General features: G+C 37.9%; 21 protein-coding genes and 1 pseudogene. 4 read left to right on the forward strand and 18 right to left on the reverse strand.

Annotation, left to right across the window (positions count from 1 at the left end; translation table 11 throughout):
- Positions 1-86: 86 nt before the first annotated feature.
- Positions 87-1,667: a GGDEF domain-containing protein gene (locus BLP50_RS12515; RefSeq protein WP_176753779.1), complete on the forward strand. Its 1,581-nt coding sequence runs from the start codon at positions 87-89 to the stop codon at positions 1,665-1,667.
- Positions 1,668-1,729: 62 nt separating this feature from the next.
- On the opposite strand, the gene BLP50_RS12520 is transcribed toward BLP50_RS12515, so the two are convergent.
- The 4 genes from BLP50_RS12520 to BLP50_RS12535 all read right to left on the reverse strand — a co-directional run bounded on the left by BLP50_RS12520 (position 1,730) and on the right by BLP50_RS12535 (position 6,323).
- Positions 1,730-3,778, reverse strand: coding sequence for an ABC transporter permease (locus tag BLP50_RS12520; RefSeq protein ID WP_090155281.1), 2,049 nt, complete (start codon positions 3,776-3,778; stop codon positions 1,730-1,732).
- Positions 3,778-4,539 carry an ABC transporter ATP-binding protein gene (locus BLP50_RS12525; RefSeq protein ID WP_090155283.1) on the reverse strand — a complete coding sequence of 254 codons (762 nt, stop codon included), beginning with the start codon at positions 4,537-4,539 and terminating at the stop codon, positions 3,778-3,780. The genes BLP50_RS12520 and BLP50_RS12525 overlap by 1 nt, the downstream gene beginning before the upstream one ends.
- Before the next feature lie 116 nt (positions 4,540-4,655).
- Positions 4,656-5,645, reverse strand: coding sequence for a sensor histidine kinase (locus BLP50_RS12530; protein WP_090155285.1), 990 nt, complete (start codon positions 5,643-5,645; stop codon positions 4,656-4,658).
- 3 nt (positions 5,646-5,648) lie between these two features.
- Entirely contained in the window at positions 5,649-6,323 is a 675-nt protein-coding gene (locus tag BLP50_RS12535; RefSeq protein WP_090155287.1) for a response regulator transcription factor, read from the reverse strand.
- Between the two features lie 92 nt (positions 6,324-6,415).
- Between BLP50_RS12535 and BLP50_RS12540 the strand changes: the two genes are divergently transcribed.
- The gene (locus BLP50_RS12540; RefSeq protein WP_242869273.1) at positions 6,416-7,267 is read left to right on the forward strand and encodes a Cof-type HAD-IIB family hydrolase; all 852 of its coding nucleotides are present in this window, start codon (positions 6,416-6,418) and stop codon (positions 7,265-7,267) included.
- Here BLP50_RS12540 and BLP50_RS12545 read toward each other — a convergent pair.
- From BLP50_RS12545 to BLP50_RS12575, 7 genes are all read right to left on the reverse strand, one after another.
- Positions 7,259-7,780 (reverse strand): 2'-5' RNA ligase family protein, encoded by a 522-nt coding sequence (locus BLP50_RS12545; protein WP_090155291.1) that lies wholly within the window; start codon positions 7,778-7,780, stop codon positions 7,259-7,261. The genes BLP50_RS12540 and BLP50_RS12545 overlap by 9 nt on opposite strands.
- A 26-nt stretch (positions 7,781-7,806) precedes the next feature.
- Positions 7,807-8,397: an HD domain-containing protein gene (locus BLP50_RS12550; protein WP_242869274.1), complete on the reverse strand. Its 591-nt coding sequence runs from the start codon at positions 8,395-8,397 to the stop codon at positions 7,807-7,809.
- A 111-nt stretch (positions 8,398-8,508) separates the two neighbouring features.
- A complete protein-coding gene (locus tag BLP50_RS12555; protein WP_090155293.1) occupies positions 8,509-9,306 on the reverse strand; it encodes an alpha/beta fold hydrolase in 798 nt (265 codons plus the stop codon).
- A 24-nt stretch (positions 9,307-9,330) separates the two neighbouring features.
- Positions 9,331-9,771 (reverse strand): ASCH domain-containing protein, encoded by a 441-nt coding sequence (locus tag BLP50_RS12560; protein ID WP_090155295.1) that lies wholly within the window; start codon positions 9,769-9,771, stop codon positions 9,331-9,333.
- 141 nt (positions 9,772-9,912) lie between these two features.
- Positions 9,913-10,671, reverse strand: coding sequence for a carboxymuconolactone decarboxylase family protein (locus BLP50_RS12565; RefSeq protein WP_090155297.1), 759 nt, complete (start codon positions 10,669-10,671; stop codon positions 9,913-9,915).
- Positions 10,672-10,682: 11 nt separating this feature from the next.
- Positions 10,683-11,684 carry an alpha/beta hydrolase gene (locus tag BLP50_RS12570; protein ID WP_090155299.1) on the reverse strand — a complete coding sequence of 334 codons (1,002 nt, stop codon included), beginning with the start codon at positions 11,682-11,684 and terminating at the stop codon, positions 10,683-10,685.
- Positions 11,685-11,702: 18 nt separating this feature from the next.
- Positions 11,703-11,924, reverse strand: a complete 222-nt coding sequence (locus BLP50_RS12575) for a hypothetical protein (RefSeq protein ID WP_090155301.1) — start codon at positions 11,922-11,924, stop codon at positions 11,703-11,705.
- Positions 11,925-12,083: 159 nt separating this feature from the next.
- On the opposite strand from BLP50_RS12575, the gene BLP50_RS12580 reads away from it, so the two are divergent.
- Positions 12,084-12,959, forward strand: a complete 876-nt coding sequence (locus tag BLP50_RS12580; protein WP_090155304.1) for a LysR family transcriptional regulator — start codon at positions 12,084-12,086, stop codon at positions 12,957-12,959.
- A 9-nt stretch (positions 12,960-12,968) separates the two neighbouring features.
- Here BLP50_RS12580 and BLP50_RS12585 read toward each other — a convergent pair whose 3' ends face one another.
- The 6 genes and pseudogenes from BLP50_RS12585 to BLP50_RS12610 all read right to left on the reverse strand — a co-directional run bounded on the left by BLP50_RS12585 (position 12,969) and on the right by BLP50_RS12610 (position 16,088).
- A complete protein-coding gene (locus tag BLP50_RS12585) occupies positions 12,969-13,697 on the reverse strand; it encodes a DUF554 domain-containing protein (RefSeq protein WP_090155306.1) in 729 nt (242 codons plus the stop codon).
- Between the two features lie 75 nt (positions 13,698-13,772).
- A complete protein-coding gene (locus tag BLP50_RS12590) occupies positions 13,773-14,093 on the reverse strand; it encodes a putative quinol monooxygenase (protein ID WP_090155308.1) in 321 nt (106 codons plus the stop codon).
- A gap of 51 nt (positions 14,094-14,144) precedes the next feature.
- Positions 14,145-14,579, reverse strand: a pseudogene (locus tag BLP50_RS12595) (FKBP-type peptidyl-prolyl cis-trans isomerase); the annotation flags it as partial.
- A 49-nt stretch (positions 14,580-14,628) separates the two neighbouring features.
- The gene (locus BLP50_RS12600) at positions 14,629-15,162 is read right to left on the reverse strand and encodes a cysteine hydrolase family protein (RefSeq protein ID WP_090155312.1); all 534 of its coding nucleotides are present in this window, start codon (positions 15,160-15,162) and stop codon (positions 14,629-14,631) included.
- 95 nt (positions 15,163-15,257) lie between these two features.
- A complete protein-coding gene (locus BLP50_RS12605; protein WP_090155314.1) occupies positions 15,258-15,548 on the reverse strand; it encodes a DUF4298 domain-containing protein in 291 nt (96 codons plus the stop codon).
- A 15-nt stretch (positions 15,549-15,563) separates the two neighbouring features.
- Positions 15,564-16,088, reverse strand: a complete 525-nt coding sequence (locus BLP50_RS12610; protein WP_090155316.1) for a GNAT family N-acetyltransferase — start codon at positions 16,086-16,088, stop codon at positions 15,564-15,566.
- A gap of 361 nt (positions 16,089-16,449) precedes the next feature.
- On the opposite strand from BLP50_RS12610, the gene BLP50_RS12615 reads away from it, so the two are divergent.
- Positions 16,450-17,175, forward strand: coding sequence for a MerR family transcriptional regulator (locus tag BLP50_RS12615; protein WP_090155318.1), 726 nt, complete (start codon positions 16,450-16,452; stop codon positions 17,173-17,175).
- A gap of 62 nt (positions 17,176-17,237) precedes the next feature.
- Here BLP50_RS12615 and BLP50_RS12620 read toward each other — a convergent pair whose 3' ends face one another.
- Entirely contained in the window at positions 17,238-17,516 is a 279-nt protein-coding gene (locus BLP50_RS12620; RefSeq protein WP_090155320.1) for a hypothetical protein, read from the reverse strand.
- Positions 17,517-17,540 lie beyond the last annotated feature (24 nt).

Genomic DNA, 17,540 nt, shown 5'->3' on the forward strand with positions numbered 1-17,540 from the left:
AAGTTGGAATAATTATCCATAAAGGATATAATATGCTTATGACAAAATCGACTATTCAAAAAATTTTAATAATAACATTTATTATAGTGACAGCATTAATCCTTGCTCAGTCTATATATTACGCCAAAAATTTCTTTGACAGACAGACTAATCATGAAAAAGTAACAGAGGTGCTTGCCAACAATAATCGCCTCTCTGGTGTTTCACTTGAGGACGAAGTCGAAAATATCAATGACATGATTACAAAGGGCGTATATGATGACACTGATTTAGGTCTGTTATATGAACAGGCTGGTCTCATCTACAATCAGATGGGAGAGGAAATGACCTATTACCGTTACTTAGGTTATGCCCTATACTACCTAGAGCAGTCTGATGAGAAGGATTACACGGTCAACATTTACCTGGATTTGGCAGCTCTTCATATTAGCAATCATGCTTATCCAGCTGCAGAGGAAATGCTCAGCCGCGCCAGAGACATTGAGCCTTTTGAGGAAATTTCCAATGTTTCCATAAAAAGCTATGCTTATCGAGTACTTGCTTTGCTAGACGCGGATAAAAAGAATTTTACTCAGGCCATTGAATACCTTAACAAATCTCAAGGATACGTGGATAGCATCATCGGCTCAGACCCAAACGTCGATGACTACACTAGAAATAATCAGATTACTCTTGCCAATATATATGTTCGCCAAGGGTTATTAGACGAATGTGCTGCTATATTAGATCAATATAGCGATTCGGATATTACAGCAGCCAAAAAAGAACCTATTTATCTTCGCAATTTTGTAATTCCTTATTATCAGACCCGCTGTCTTTTAGCGCTAGCACAGCATCCCGACTCAGCTTCAGTTGATACAAAAACATTGGTGGATGATTTTGTTAAACTATGTCAAAACAGTGGCTATGACAAGGTTGCTCTAGACACCCTTTTATTAATGCAGGAGTCCTGCCAACCTGATAATATTGAGATGCAGAAATTTCTCACTATTCGCATCCAAAATCTCAGTACGCTAATCATTGAAAACCAGAGTCAGACTTACTCTAATATTCTTAATAGTCAGGTAAATGATTCTCGACTTTCAATTGCCAAGGCCGCAGAGATTGCCCAAAATACAAAGAGCCGTACAGCGCTTACAGTTTTATCCATCATCATAACCTGCTTAATTATTTTGTTCTTTATTATTATCATTTTAAATAGTAGACGTGATGGATTGACTTTCCTCTATAACAGAAGGTCATTTAACTACGATATTGAGCGTATCAAGCGTTCCATGCTGCCATACTCTGTAATTATGCTTGATATTGATAACTTCAAAAATATCAACGACACCTATGGTCATCCAGAGGGAGACAAAGTACTACAAAAGGTGGGCCAATTCATCAACGCTGAGGTCAAGGCCAACTCTGATGTGCGAGGTTACCGTTACGGTGGTGAGGAGTTTGCTCTTATCATCAGCAAGAACTCCTACCCTCATACCATGGAGATAGCCGAAACTTTACGCCGCAACATGGCCGCCACAACCTGGTCTTTTGCTCCTGATCTAGTTATCACAGTCAGCCTAGGTGTGGCCTCCGGAAGCTTCTCAGAGGATGTTGTTAAAAAGGCTGACGACAATCTATACTTCTCTAAGCAGCACGGCAAAAATCAAATATACACAGATTAAAAAAGAGCTCCGAGTTTTATCCCGGAGCTCTTGATTTATGTCTTACATACAATCTCTATTTATTATTTAGCATCAGTTACTATGTTGTAGTATACATTTGATGTTACCTTGTAAACTACAGCGTAGAATATTGCAAATGCAATGAAACAAATTACAGTTGTCATCATAAATAATCCTGTATTAAAAAGTCCAAATAAATTCAAAATCTTTGAAATCATAGGGAAGGCAAATGCAAGGTGTAACCCCGCGAAAACCAATGGTATAAAGAACACCACAAGTAACTGTGAATTAATGCTTCTCTTGATTTCTTTTTTACTCATTCCCACCTTTTTCATAACCTCAAAGCGACCGGCATCCTCGTAACCTTCAGAAATCTGCTTGTAATAAATGATAAGTACAGCAGCTAAAATAAATACTATACTTAAAACTATTCCGATAAAGAACACGCTTCCATTTAATGCTACATATTCCAATGCCTCATACTCTCGCTCTTCATAATAATACCAGCAATTCTCACTAAGCTCAGACTTTTCCTCTAAAGCATTCGAAACTGCTTCCTTAAGACCTTTGGCATACTCCGCTGCAGTCATGGAAGAATCATTTAAATCAAAACTATACTTCCATGTAAACATATTATACCAACGGTCATTCGCTGATGCCTCAAAAAACTTCATAGTATCACTATAGTCACTGACAACAACACTAATCATAGGAATAATGTTTCCAAGGTAATAATCTGAAAAAATCTCTTCTGTTCCTGGGTTTACACACTTATAAGTTCTAGATTTTCCATCCACAGTCAAGTTAATTGTATCGTATTCTTTTGCTCCCTTAGATGAAAAAACAAGTGCCTCACCATCATCTAATGCTATATTCTGATTAGTCACTTCATTATATGTTTGCAGAGGGATAAAACAAACCTCTCGCATACTGCTCACATTAAAAGCATCAATATCAGACTTATCAAAATTTATAGTATTATTATCCTCTTCTGAGCCTGACATTTCCATATAAGGAAGATCTATAACAGTTGTAGTTGTTGAATCGTTCTCAGCACGATAGTCTTCAAAAGCCTGTCTTAAGTAAGCCATATTTTCTTCAGTCATTAACTCACTTTTATCAAATCTGAAAACAAAATTAATATCAGCTGGATATCTATCATCAATCATATCCTGACTTCCAAACCACATGCATGATGCAGTAGAAATCATAACAAGCACCATAGTCGCTATGATTGCTATAGACGCAAGACCCGCACCATTTCTCTTCATTCTATATACAAGAGAAGATACAGATACAAAATGCTTTGGATTGTAATAGTATTTTTTATTTTTCTGAAGTATGCGGCACAGCAAAACGCTTCCAGCAATCATTAATAGATATGTAGCTATGATAACCATAATAACAGCTACAAAAAATACCATAATAGCATCAAGAGGACTGACAATTGATACCGCCTTATAGTATGCAATCGCAAGAATTACTGCTCCACCTAGGCCTAAAAGCCAGTTAGCTTTAGGGGCCTTTTCACCAGCTTTTTCACTCTTTAAAAGTGATACCGCACTGCTGACACCAACTCTAATTATAGATGAAAACCAAATGACAGCAAAAATCACTAGATAAAATAATACTGTGATATACACGCTCTTCCATTCAATACGAATATCGTAGCTTATTTGACCTCCAAGCATTTTCACTAGGCCAAGCTCCGCCAGCTTTGAAATAACTATACCTACAAAAATACCTACAACTATAGAAATTCCAGATGTAATCAGTGTCTCAAAGGTAATAATCTTAGCAAGATTTCTCTTGCCCATTCCAAGTACATTATATAATCCAAACTCTCCCGCTCTTCTTCGAATCAAAAAAGAGTTAGTATAATAAAGAAAGATTACTGAAAATACCGCAATTACAAAACTTCCAAGAATCATAACCTGCATGGCTGTGGTTCCGCCTCGTGGTAACAGCTCTCCTGTTGAAGGAGATCCAAGGAACAGGAGAATATAAAACATAGATATCATGCAAATGCATGTCAGCATATAAGGAAATACTAGTCTCCTGTTTTTCCTTATGCCATCCCATGCAAGCTTAGGATAAAATAAGGTTTTCATTATTGGTTACCTCCTTGTGTAAGAAGTGTAAGAGTCTCTGTGATTTTCTGATAGAAACTCTGATTTGTGCTGTCACCTCTGTAAATCTGGTGGAACACCTCACCATCCTTAATGAAAAGAACTCTTCCTGCGCAGCTAGCTGCTTTCGCAGAATGGGTAACCATAAGAATTGTTTGACCTAATTCATTTACCTCTCCAAAAAGTCTAAGTAGCTCATCTGAAGCCTTGGAATCAAGAGCACCTGTAGGTTCATCTGCAAGGATAATCTTTGGATCAGTGATAAGAGCTCTGGCAACTGCTGCTCTTTGCTTCTGACCACCTGACACCTCGTAAGGATATTTCTTTAAAATCTCGGAAATACCTAACCTTGCTGCTATAGGCTTTAGCTTTTCGCTCATTTGACTATATTTTTTTCCCGAAAGAACTAATGGAAGGAAAATGTTGTCTTCGATGGAAAATGTATCTAGAAGATTAAACTCCTGAAATACAAATCCTAAATTGTCGCGTCGGAAGTTGGCAATTTTCTTTTCAGCTAATCCTGAAAGCTCCATGCCCTGCAAAACAACACGTCCCGCTGTGGCCTTGTCAAGAGCAGCAAGAATATTAAGAAGTGTAGTCTTGCCTGAACCGGATTCACCCATGATGGCAACATACTCACCTTCCTCAACTGCGAAATTCACATCACGAAGGGCCTCTACTTCCTGACCACCAAAACGTGTTTTATAAACTTTTTTCAAATTATTAACTTCAAGTAAACTCATAATTTTCAAACCTCCATTTCGTTTTCGGTTTGATTATAAATAAAAAAAGCCGATCCTCTCCATTGAATCGGCTTACAATCCGGCCCGAAAAACTTACAAATCTGTCACAATCGAATTTATTCTATAATAGTCCGCTTAGTTTCCAGGTTAATTTTGATTTTGGTACCACGTCCAACCTGTGACTCAGCACTTATTTCATGATTGAGATTCTTGCAAATCCTACTACATAAATATAATCCTAATCCACTAGCTTTTTTGTCAGCACGTCCTCTTACGCCAGTATAGTTTCTCTCGAATATACGAGGCAAATCCTCAGGAGAAATGCCCATGCCAGTATCCTCTATACAAAGGGTAAGTGGTTCCTCCACATATATGGAAATCTCTCCCTGCTTTGTATATTTAAGCGCATTGGACATGACCTGATCAATTACAAATGAAAGCCATTTCTCATCGGTAAGCACCTTTTTTTCTACTGGACTATAACGAAGCTTTATCTTTCGTAGAATGAAATCACCGGCAAACTTTTTAACAACACCGCCAATGATTGAATCCAAATCATATTCCTTGAAAATATAATCGCTGCCAGCTCCCTCTAATCTTAGATATGTAAGGACCATTTCTACATAACGCTCAATACGCCCCAAATCTGAAAGGAGACTCCTAGATAGCTCACTATCCTCTTTCTGAAGTCTAAGTCTCATGGAAGCGATTGGCGTCTTAATCTGATGAACCCAAAGAGTGTAATAATCCATCAGTTTGTCAGTCTCATCCTTAATAAGCTCCATGTCTTTTCGCTTTTGAGCCAACAGATTTTCTATTACCTCACAATAGTCCTCATCAAGTATCCTGTAGGAATTAGGAAGAAATTCTATAAGCTCTGCAGCTGATTTCTTAAGTTCAGATATTTCTTTGTAACGCTTGTAAGTGACATAATATCTGTAAATCAGATACAGCAATCCTATAAGTGCGCACAGCAACATAGGATAAACCACCGCCATTAACGGAAGCTCGTAAAGGGCAAATGATAAAACAAGCAACCCGAAGAATCCTAAAAAGAGGCAAACACCGCCGATTATGCTTTTAATGTAAGAATAAAACAGCTTCATTATCTACCCCACTTTGTATCCCACACCAGATTTGGTGGTAATGAAATTCTTAAGTCCTGCATTTTCCAGCTTCTTTCTAAGCCTTCCTACATTTACAGTAAGAGTGTTCTCGTCGATAAAATCTCCACTCTCCCAGAGGGCTTCCATAAGCTTTTCTCGGCTTACAATTTTTCCTTTATTCTGCATAAGTGTAAGAAGCAGGCGATATTCATTTTTAGTTAAATCGATTTTAGCGTCCTGATAGGTAAGGGTGTTATCTCCTGTATTCAACAATGCACCCTCGTGCTCGATAATTGGAGATGACACGCCAAAGTCGTAGGTGCGTCTCAAAAGAGCCTGTACCTTTGCTGTAAGCACATTTTGATCAAATGGCTTTGCAATAAAATCATCAGCACCCATGTTTACCGCCATTACGATATTCATATTGTCCGAAGCAGAAGAAACAAAAATGACAGGGACCGAGGAAACCTTCCTAATCTCGCTGCACCAGTGATAGCCACTCATAAAAGGAAGTGAAATGTCCATAAGAACAAGATGGGGCTGATATTCTGCGAATTCTCCCATCACATTGTGAAAGTCTAATACGGGCTTTGCCTCTAGACCCCATTGCTCCATCTGCTCAGTAATGCCCTCAGCAATACCTCTGTCATCTTCTACTATAAATATTCTATAATCCATACCAATATACCATTTTTGTCCATAAATTACCGTTTCATTATAGCATTACAGGTTTTGCATATAAAGGATTATCTACAGTTATAAAGTTTAAATTGACGAATAGTAAAGCCCTTGCTAAGATATCACTTATGAAATACAGAGCTATAGCATTAGATTTAGATGGAACTCTTTTAAATAGTAATAAAGAGATTAGTAAGAAAAACAAAGAAATAATAATGAAAGCCGCAAAGGCTGGAGTAAAAATAATACTTGCATCAGGAAGACCCGTTCCTGGAATCAAGAAAATTGCAAAGCAGCTTCATTTAGAAGAAGTTGGTGGATATATTCTGGCATACAACGGAGGTATGATTATCGACTGCAAAACAGGAGAAGTCATTCGCAGAGAAGTCATCCCTACTGAATACTATGCCGATATTGTTCACTGTGCCAATAAGCTAGAAGTTACCACCTTGACATATGATTCAGAGGGTATCATCACTAACGACGAAAATGATGAGTACGTGCACTTCGAATCCCGCATTAACAATATACCTATTCGACAGGTATTTCATCTAGAGGAGGAGGCTCAGCTAGACCCTCCTGTTAAATTTCTCTGTGTTGGCGACCACAAGATTCTTCAGCAACTTCAATCTAAGCTTGATGACAAGCTAAAGGGCGCGGTAAACATATTCTTTTCAGAACCATTCTTTTTGGAGATTACCCCACAGGGAATTGAGAAAGCATCCTCGCTGGAGATATTGTTAGAAAAGCTAGACATTGATAGGAAATCTCTGATTGCCTGCGGCGATGGCTACAATGATATCCCTATGATGCGATACGCAGGACTTGCCGTAGCTATGGAAAACGCTCAACCAGAGACAAAAGAATGGGCAGATTTCATTGCCCCATCCAATGACGCAGATGGCGTAGCTGCTGCAATCGAAAAATTCATTCTTCTAGCATAAAGTTATCTCACTGACATCCTCATGCGGATTGACCTTTGCCAAACCGATTTTCACAATCTTGGCCTTGATGCTCTTAAAATCCTGCATGACCTTTACAGCGTCTAGCATCTGTTCCCTAGACAATGTCTTTGCAAGTGTTATATGTGGTAGCCAGGAAAAAGGCTTATAGTAATTGCTCACTGTAGTCTCAGGAATACCTGCTAGATAATCAAAAACTCTCTGCTCTAAAGTTGACAGATAATCATTTAAATAGGGAGCCACATAAATCACCTGAGGCATCAACTGGCCCACTGTGATTATGGATATTTCTCCCTGCTTGATTTCTCCTGCCAGAGAATCAAATGCTGGCAGCAACACATCCACACCTCGGGCTTCTATAGCTGACAATGTCAAATGTGGTGGCACATTATTCTTAACCATAAAATCATTGCCTGTAGCCGCCGCTATTTTATTAATATACCCCTGCAGTATTTTATTTGTTTCATTGTCAAAATATGCTGAAACCAAGTACATAGTCTACCTCGATTGTAAATCCTTTCTTATTTGGTGCTTTCGTCATGATACTCTTTTAAAAAGTTTTCCATGTATTCATGCCGCATTACGGCAATCTTAATTGCAGCCCCAGTATTCATCTCATCTTTTAACAGAAGCAACTTATCATAAAAATGCTGTATTGAATCATCAAGAGATCTACCGGATCTTCCTCCATAGGCAAAAGTTCTGGCAATACCTATAGCTCCAATAGCATCAAGTCTGTCCGCATCCTGAACAATTTGACCTTCAAGTGTTCTAGGTGTCTTCCCCTTATTCTTACTAAAAGAAACAGAATTTATTACCTCACAAATTTCATCTATTAATTCTCTTGATAATCCATTCTCTTTCAAAAAGGTTCTTGCATTAAAATTATTCTCAGTTTTAAAAAGTTTATGATCATCCACATCATGTAATAATGCAGACAATAATGAAATAAAAGAGTCGGCTTCAGGATATGATTTTAATAATAACTGGACATTCTTGTATACACGAAGAGTATGCTGCACATCATGTCCATCTGAATTACCCTTAAATAACGTGCTAACATATTCTATAGCTCTATCAATTATTTCATCTTGAATTGATACACCCATCATATTCCATACCTCTCTATAAACTATTTCCTAAATCATACTGAATATAATTACTACAGCACGGAAACTAGTCTTCTAGTTTTGCCTCAGCCAGCTTTTTATAGTCTTAAGGATTTATCTATTGCAGAATTCTAATACTTTATTATAAAAATCCTTGTCTTCCTCAAAAAGGCCATGTCCAAGTCCTTTAAAAATCTGCATTTCACTGCCGGCAATTGCATCATGTAGCTCATAGGGAGCGTCATTTCCCACTGTGTTATCGCAGTCACCAGATAAAATATATGTTGGACATTTTATTTGAGATAGTACACCTCTCGCATCAAAATCCAATATCGCATATGCGTTTTTACAGAATCTATCATAATTTTTAGGCTTAGTAAATCGGGCTACAAGAGGAAGAAAACTCTTATTCTTTTCATTGAATTCTTTTGTGTAAACCTTCTCAGCAGTATCTAGCATTAATTCTGTATGAGAAGCTGTGGTTGTCATATCTATCCATTTTGAAACAACAGTTTTTATTGTTTCATTTGCATAGGGTGCTGTCACAACAAGAATTAGTTTTTCAACAAGCTCAGGGTGATTTGCAGCCAGAAATTGTGCTATCATTCCGCCCTGAGATACTCCCATCACCATAGCTTTATCAATTCCTATGTTTCTCATTGCCTGTGCCTGGTCATCTGCCATATCTTCAATAGAATAGCCTTCTGGAATACAATTTTTCCTGCTAAACATGTAAACCGTATAGTCGGTAAAAAACTTTTTATATGAGCCCGCTAAAAGCCATGCTTTTCCCCTTACAGTCCACAAGCCATCTGATAATCCCGGTAAAACTACCAGTTTCTTTTTTCCTTCCCCAAAAGCTACATAATACATATCTGTATTACCAACTTTTACGCATCCATTCTTATGCATTAATATCCCCCATATTATCTTATATTAAATAACTACTCCGTTTTCTTTATAGACTACCTCAAATTCCTCACAAACTAGCTCCATATTTTCATCAAACTCTTGATTTAACGACTTTAGCTCTTCTGTAAAAAATTCCTTATGCACTTTTCTCCAATATTCCAAAGAACGGTCACCTTCGCCCTCTTTATATGCATGTTCTTCTGAAACAGCATTGAACCTAGTGACATATACATTTATTGTTTTAATAATACAAACTGCATTTTCATTAGAATCAAGAATAATATTATAATCTCCCTTTTGGGGTAAATCTTCATCTTCTATTTCATAAAATACATGGGCAGAGCAGGTAGCAGTCTTTATCCCATTTTTTACTAATTTTGCAAGTGTATCAGCATCATCACCGAATCCCCATGCTATATATTCACCATCAATGCCAGATGCTCTCCACATTTCTCCAGCTGTCATAATTACTATATATCCTTTACACAATCTATTTTTATAATTATACCGAAAATGCGAATTGCAAAAAAGTAAATTCTATCCCCCACTTATTCCGCCGAAAAAATAACGCCTAATCTACTTGATTAGACGCTATTGTATGTACATCTATTTTAACTTGTTATAATCTTCAGCAGAAACTGCCTCAAGCCATTCATTGCTTGTATTCTCTCCATCTATTTCAATAGCCAGATGTGAGAACCATGAATCCTTGGCTGCACCATGCCAATGCTTTACATTAGCAGGTATATTTACTACATCTCCTGGATGGAGCTCTCTTGCCTCTTTTCCTTCTTCCTGATAATAGCCTCTTCCGCCGACACATATAAGCATCTGTCCGCCACCGCTGGTCGCATGATGAACATGCCAGTGATTTCTACAGCCAGGTTCAAATGTCACATTAAATATAGATATCTGCTCCTTAGAAACTGGTGCCAAATAACTCTGACCATCAAAATACTGAGCATAGGCATCATTTGGCGCACCTATTGGGAAGAAAATTGTATTCTGATAACGGTCTTTGTCGGTCATTTCCGGGATTGGCTCATTATATACTTCCTTAGCTAGATTAAACACAGCCCATGCTTTTGGCCATCCAGCATAAAATGCCACATGAGTAATTACCGCCGCCATTTCTTTTTGAGTAACTCCATGATTTTTAGCATTTGCGATATGATATTTAAGACTGCTGTCTGTGATTCCTTGAGACATAAGGGCAACTACAGTGATAATACTTCTAGTCTTTACATCGATATCCTGATTATTCCAGTTTTCTCCAAAAAGAATATCATCATTGAAATGTGCAAACTCTGGAGCAAATTCTCCTAGCTGTTGACGCCCTGCAGTCTGTACTATTTTCTCACTCATTTTCTCTCTCCTTATTTTAAATACTCGTTAAAAAAGCTCTCCAACTTGTCAAATGGGATATAATCCTTTTCTCCGCCATCATAAAGATCAGTATGTACTGCATCTGGAATTATCATAATTTCCTTATTTTCTACATACTTGCTGTCCTTAATCATGTCCGCATATGCATCCTTTGAAAAGTAGCAAGAATGAGCCTTCTCTCCATGCACAAGAAGAACTGCACTTCTAATCTCATTACTGTATTGGAGAATAGGCTGATTTACAAAAGACTCACAGCCAATCATATTCCATCCATCATTGGAATTAAGGGAACGATTATGATATCCTCGACTAGTTTTGTAATAATCAAAATAATCCTTTACAAAAAATGGTGCATCCTCTGGAAGCGGGTCCACAACACCGCCTGCTCTTAAATATTCTCCAGCCTTTAGATCCTCAAGACGTCTAGCACACAAAGCTTTCTTGGCTTCGTATCGCTTTTCTTCACTATCTTCAGAATCAAAATACCCCTTAGCATTAACTCTTGTCATGTCATACATAGTCATGGCAGCTGTTGCTTTGATTCTTGTATCAAGTGCAGCAGTGTTTATAGCCATGCCGCCCCAGCCGCATATTCCTATAATTCCAATTCTATTAGAATCTACTTTATCATTTAGCGAAAGAAAATCAACGGCAGCCATAAAATCTTCTGTATTAATATCAGGCGACGCCATATATCTTACATTTCCCCCACTTTCACCTGTAAATGATGGGTCAAATGCTATTGTGAGAAATCCTCTCTCCGCCATTGTCTGCGCGTATAGTCCTGAGCATTGTTCTTTGACTGCTCCAAAAGGTCCAGACACTGCAATAGCAGCAAGCTTGCCTTCTGCATTTTTAGGCACATACATATCTGCAGCAAGCGTAATCCCATAGCGATTCACAAATGTCACCTTGCTATGTTCTACTTTTTCACTTTTTGGAAAAGTCTTATCCCACTCTGTCACTAAATTAAGTTCTTCTTTTCTAATCATCACTTGAACCCTCCTAAATTATTGATTAATTTCTTTTTCAATTTTTCTAATCATGAAATCCATGCAATCTACTTTCCTTACACTTTCATGATATTCATCCATGACGTGGCATCTCTCTTTTTTCAGCAGATTTAGAAGCTCTTTCACATTGCCCGAATTTAATCGATTCAATATTTTTTCCATAACCTCATCATCACATCCCACATCAATAAGCATCTGTTTTAAACATTCTTTATCCATGAGTTTTCCTCATTAACTAATTGTTCTCTTGTTTACAGTTAAATTGTATTTGCTTGTGGACTTTTTCGCTAATGGTTATAATGAATAATATGATATTCCTTTTGCGCATATCATATAGCGATAAGTTTTTTATCCAGGATATACTATAGGAGAAATCACATGGAAATCAGAACCTTACGATATTTCCTTGCTGTAGCAAGAGAAGAAAATATGAGTAGAGCTGCTGAGCTTTTACATGTAACTCAGCCCACTTTATCAAAACAACTGAAATCACTTGAGGAGGAGCTTGGGAAAAAGCTTTTTACTAGACACAGCTTTAGTATAAAACTGACAGAGGAAGGAATCCTTCTTCGCAATCGAGCCGAAGATCTCGTCCGCATGGCCGACAAAATTGAGCAGGAATTCGTATCTCTTGACGACATAAATGGCGGCGAACTGTATCTTGGGCTTGCAGAATCATATCAGCTAAGATATCTTGCAAAATCCATCAAAGCATTTAAAGAAAGCTATCCAAATCTCCACTACCACATCACAAGCGGTGATACAGAACAGCTTTCTGAAAAAGTAGATAAGGGACTGTTGGATTTTGTAGTTTTTGTTGAACAGCCTGATGTTCGTAAATACGAATATATAGAATTTCCCCGAGCAGATATTTGGGGTCTTATTATTCCTGAGAATGATCCCCTTGCAAAGAAAAAAGCCATCCGTTTGGATGACCTTATTGGCTTGCCACTGTTCTGTTCAGACCAAGCATGGAATGGAGATATAAAGAACTGGGCTGGAAGCAGATTTTCAGAGCTTCAACTGGAGGGTTCCTTCCGCCTTTCTTATAATGGCTCCATTTTCACTATGGAAGGTCTTGGGTACCTTTTAACATATAAACATCTTATTAATACATCAAAAGACAGCGGCCTTGTATTTAGACCACTGTCTCCAAAGCTTGAAAACAAAATATATATAGCATGGAATCGCTATCAAACATTTACACCTATAGCCGAAAGATTCCTTTCTCACATAAAAGAATCCTTTAGCTAGCTATAGTCTTTAAAATATTCCGCCTGGAATATATACAGCTACAACAGCAAATATTAATCCAGGAAGCATGTTTGCAACTCGCACTGTTTTTCCCCATACGAGATTTACACCAACGCAAAAAATTAGTATAGATCCAATAAGTGACAGATAAGCTATTGCCATATCAGTCATAATTGGTGAAATCAGTTTGGCAAGCAAAGTTATGGACCCCTCAAACAAGAAAATAGGGATTGCCGAAAAAGCACTGCCCTTTCCTAATGATGAAGTCATAACTGCAACTACGATAAAATCAAGCACGGATTTTACAGCCAATGTAGAATAGTCTCCCAAGATTCCATCCTGAATAGCACCAACTATCGCCATAGCTCCAATACAAACTGTTAGGGACGCTGTTACAAACGCATTTACGAATTCCTTATCACCACTATTTCCCGATTTTACCTTAAGCCATTCTCCAAAGCGCTCAAAACCATTTTCTATTCCAATTAATTCGCCAATTATAGTTCCAAATACAATGCAAAGGACAACAAGCATTGATTTTCCACTGACAAGATTTTTACCATCAATAGCCATCATTCCCTGCATAGCACCAGCTATAGCAATAAACAAAACGCTGATTCCGCAAGCCTTAGTTATTGCATGTTGCTGATCTTCTTTAAACAATTTACCAGTAAAATTGCCAATTAATCCTCCAAAAATAATAGCTACTGTGTTAATTAAAGTCCCTAATCCTATCATTCTATTACACCTACATTTTCATTATTCTCTTTATCAAATATTGGGCCGCGGAAAATCTATTCCAAGTCTTCAACTCTAACTTCTAATAAACTTTTTATCTGCCTCATATTCGTCGCTTACAAATCTCTCAACAGTCATGTGAAGATTATACTTTTCTCGTAATTCAGCAAGCTGCTTCATCATAGGCGATGCATGATGGGCATCTATAGCAGCCTGGTCTGCCCATGAATCAATGAGCAAAACTGTTTCCGGGTCATTGATAGGCTGAAAATATTCGTAGCGAAGATTTCCTGCCTCTGCTCTAATTGCATCTGCAATACCGGATGCTTCCATTTCATCAGCGAATGCGCGAGCGCTTCCATTTGTCCCCTTATAATATAAATTTACCGTTATCATAGTCCCCTCCTTAAAAATAAAAACCTAATCCTCAGATCAGGTTTTTATAAATTACAATACTTCTACAAGCTCAATTGCGAAATTGAGCTCTTTGCCGGCCATCTCGTGATTTGCATCGAGAGTGATATTATTCTCGTCCTTGGCAACAACTTTTACAGGGAATGGTCTTCCGTATGGATCCTGTAAATATACCTGCTGGCCTACCTCTAGCTCCTCAGAGCCTGGAAGCTGTGCTATCTCTACTGTAAAAATAGCGTCCTCATCAGGCTGTCCGTATGCTTCCTCTGGCATAAGATGAATATCTACCTTTTCGCCAACTTCCATATTTGCAACAGCTTTATCAAATCCCTTGATCATCATACCGGCTCCACAAACGAATTCAAGTGGCTCGCCTCTATCATATGATGAATCAAACTGTGTTCCATCGTTAAATGTACCTCTGTAATGTGTGCGGCATGTCTTGCCAACATTCTTACCTGTGATTTCTGTACTCATTCTATACTCCTTATTTTCGAAACTTTTCTTATTATAGCTTCTATAAGTTTTTTAGGCAAATCATCTTTATTGCCTCATCAACAGAAATGCAACTTGCAAATCTTTTTGGCCACATCATCTCGTTGTAATATCTATAAGTAGTTTCACCGTCCATGTAATCATTATCAAAAGTAGAATTTGTTCCCTGAGGAACTATCACATTGAAACCTCTTTCAAAAGCCGATTTAACAGTCGCATCAATGCAAAAATTTGTCTGCAATCCAACTATCATCAAATCTTTTTCTCCGGAGCTCTTAAGATAATCTACGAAATCAGAATTGCCAAAGCAACTGTTTATGGTCTTAAAGTATATTTTCTCATTTTCTTTTGGCGTCATCTGATCTGCAATCTCAAAATCTCTATCGCCAATAGAAAAACCTGAGCCCGGTCCATCATCATGCTGCACATAAATAACCTCAACGTTATTTTTTCTCGCCGCATCAATGATATTTGTCACATTCTTTATAAAGCCCTCAAAATCATATAATCTTTCGTCGGTTATTCCTTTTTGTATGTCTACAACTATAAGCTTCATAAATATTCTCCATTTCCATTTTCTACTGTAAACTCTAGCCAATCGTTTTATATGCTTTTTCCAATGAAGCGGTTGCGTTTCCACTTTAGCAATCATTAGTCTTTGTAATTGCTAACTGTAGCCAACAATTCCTTGTTTCGCTCAAGCAAATCATAGATAGCATCTTCTGATAAAACGCCACGCTTTAGCTCCTTTGGAAGCTTCCCCTTCTCATCCAAGGCAAAGTCACGCTTCCATTCCTCACTGGAATAGTAGGCTTCTAACTTTTTAATGTCGTCCTGCATCTTGTAAAGATTATCTATTTTCTGCTCCAACTCATCCATTGCAGCTGTTGCCTGTTCCAAAATGGCTTCCATCTTGGTAATACGTTCTATGCTAGTCATCATATCGTCCCCTTTAACTCATTTACATTGCATTGCTTCCCATTCTGAACGAGTAATAGCGTAGGCATAAGAAATAGTATTTTTAGGATCAGGATATTCTTTTACTTTCTTCATACCATTGGCTACAGCCGTGGAATATGAACCTACATTTGTATACTTCATGTACGAATAGATTGTATCATACTGTGTATTTTGAAAAACCCAGTCACGCACAGCCCTTGCAGCTTCTTTTGCGAATCCACGTCTCCAATATTTCTTATGAATGTGATACCCAATCTCCGGGAGCATTTCCCCATCGATATTTTGTATGGTAATTCCACAGTCTCCGATAAACTCACCTGTTTCCTTTAGCACAACAGCCCAAAGTCCAAACCCATACTTCTCATAATTGTCCAAATTCCATGTAATCCAGCCCTTTGTCCGATCCTCATCAAAAGGCGACGGATAATGCTGCATCGTCTCAGCATCAGACATTATTTCGTAAAGGGCATCAAAATCATCCATCCTATACTCTCTCAGCAATAAACGCTCTGTTTCAATCATATTATCCCCCAAAATGAACCACTAACCCCGTCCCCCAGGGCCATTTCACCAAACCTACGGGTTTATTTTCATTCTTCAAAATTATACCGTAAAATTTTCGAAAAATCTCGCCTAGTGTGTATTATCTCGGCTTTATTAGAGGACAGATTATGAATCATGGGTTGCAACTGTCAATCATATCGACCGAGCACTATCAAAAGCAGCATTTTCCTACGGGTGAAAACGCATTTTTTAAAATATACCCGTAGGTTTTGAAATCCGGCACTGAAGTTATGCCACACAGCAAGAATTTTTTTAGAAAAGATATTGACCCTGACGTTACGTCGTAGTTTATTGTATAATTACCACGGAGGGAAAAGCTATGATGACAGTAAATGAAGTAAGCAAATTAGCAGGGGTGAGTATACGCACACTGCAATACTATGATTCGATTGGACTACTGAAGCCGGCTGAGTACACCGAGTCAGGGTATAGGCTGTATGACGATGCAGCAATGGAACGCTTACAACAGATACTATTATTTAGGGAGCTTGAATTCCCATTAAAGGAAATTAAGGAAATAGTTACGCGGCCAAACTTTGACAAGCAAAAGGCCGTGGAACAACAGATAGAGCTTCTTACTATGAAAAAAGAACATCTGGAAAACCTTATAGAATTTGCCCGTGGAATACAAAACGGAGGTAATAATTTTATGGATTTTACAGCATTTGATACTAGTAAGTTAGATGAATATACAAAAAAAGCAAAGGAGCACTGGGGTGAAACCAATGCATTTGCTGAATATGAAACAAAAGCTTCTTCTCGCACAAAGGATGATGAGAAAAAACTATGGCATGAATTCATGAAGCTATTCGAGAAATGTGGGGCGATTAAGGATTCTGAGCCTAAATCTGCTGAAACTCAAGCTATGGTAAAGGAAATCCAAGACTACATCACACAGAACTTCTACGAATGCACCGATGAAATTCTTGCGGGCCTTGGCAAGATGTATGTAGCCAATGCAGAATTCCAGGCGAATATTGATAACGCCGGCGGAACTGGTACTGCTGAATTTGTTAGCCGTGCAATTGAAGAATATGTAAAATAAAACATAGCAGGAGGCACTGAAGTGTCTCCTGCTATTATCATATAGATTACTGTAATCGGCTCCTATGATCCCAATGCAATAAAAACAAGCACATACATGATGATAATTGCTACTGTCGCTAGTATATCCAATATGCCTAGTACTCTAACTATTTTTTCTTCCTTTGCAATCCTTCTACCGATAAAAGAAAATACAAATCCAAAGAAGCCAAGCAACGTAAATACACCTATAAGGCTTCTGATTACTTGCGAATCTACACTTGAATAAATAAATATAATTGCAAGCGGAGCTGATATTATTGGGATTAGCTCCAATGCTACAGCTAATGCTTTTTTATTCATCTTAAAAACATCCTCCTATAATAA

The sequence above is a fragment of the Pseudobutyrivibrio sp. AR14 genome (genome assembly GCF_900101325.1).
Classification (GTDB): Bacteria; Bacillota; Clostridia; order Lachnospirales; family Lachnospiraceae; genus Pseudobutyrivibrio.